Raw genomic sequence first — 1175 nt, 5'->3', positions numbered from 1 at the left:
AGAAGACAGTCCGACAGATGAACAAATAAAAGAAGTCTTAGACGAGTTTGAAAAGCATGCTTTTTCGGGACTAGATCCCTCACAGTACCACCTTTTTGCCGTGCTTCACACAGACGATGACGGCTCGAAGCATATCCACGTTCTAGCACCACGCCTAGATATTCAAAGCGGTAAATCACTCAATATTGCCCCACCCGGCCATGAAAAGCATTTTGATTCTTTACGTGATTACTTCAACACAAAGTACCAGTGGTCACGCCCCGATGATCTGCTTTTGATGAAAACGACACAAGAGCCAAACTATGTCGCAAAACTCAACGCTCAAGCTAAAAATATTTTTACAGGTCAAGATCTTGAGGCGCTTACAAAAAAGCAGTTTGGCAAGCTCGTTGATAACTACGTACAAACATTTTTAAGGACTCTGACAGTAAAAAACAGAGCAGATATTGTCCAGTGTATTGAGCAACTGGAAGGAATCGCATCGGTCAAACAAAGTAAAGAATACTTAACTGCCACTTTGAAAAGTGGCAAAAGACATCGACTTAGAGGCGACTTTTATCATGAACAATTCGAAATTAACGCTTATTCAGAGCATCTCAGAGCAGCAGCAGAAAGCCGACCAACTACAGCAGAGCTTGCAACAGCTCTCCGAAACGCTGAAAACGTTCGAGATGACTATCGAGCAAAGCGAGAGACCTATCACCAACAGCACTATACTTTTAAACGAAGTACAGCAGACAACATCGGCCATAAAATCGCATCTCAGGGCGATTTTGACCGAAATAGGGAATCTATCACCCAAAGCCATAAAATCGCTAACAGCGAGCTATACGGAGCAAATAGACGCACTGCAAACGCAGTTAGCGAATATAGACCTATCGGAAATATCAAAAGTGAAATCGAGCATAGATTCGTTTTCAACCTCAATTCACGCTCTACAGGCTCAAGTCAACAAGCAGTTGCAGAGCCTCAGAATCGACGAAAAGCTCCTGCAGAACAGCATTCAACACCAAGTACAGCAAGCGATAGAGGGGCAGAGAGAGACAATAGAGAGTCAGTTGCAGAGCCTTTTGACGGAAAAATTGGGCAACCAGAGAGCAACACACATCCTATGGGGGATGATAGCTTTTGGACTGCTGATTCTTTTAATAATTTTATATCTAGGCTATCAAGCC

At 43.1% G+C, this 1175-nt stretch carries 1 pseudogene; it reads left to right on the top strand.

Going from position 1 to position 1175, the window contains the following annotated elements:
* Positions 1–1175, top strand: a pseudogene (locus FTV41_RS14905) (mobilization protein); the annotation flags it as partial.

The organism is Acinetobacter sp. YH16051, assembly GCF_013417135.1.
Lineage (GTDB): Bacteria > Pseudomonadota > Gammaproteobacteria > Pseudomonadales > Moraxellaceae > Acinetobacter > Acinetobacter towneri.
This window is presented reverse-complemented; position numbering and strand designations above follow the sequence as displayed.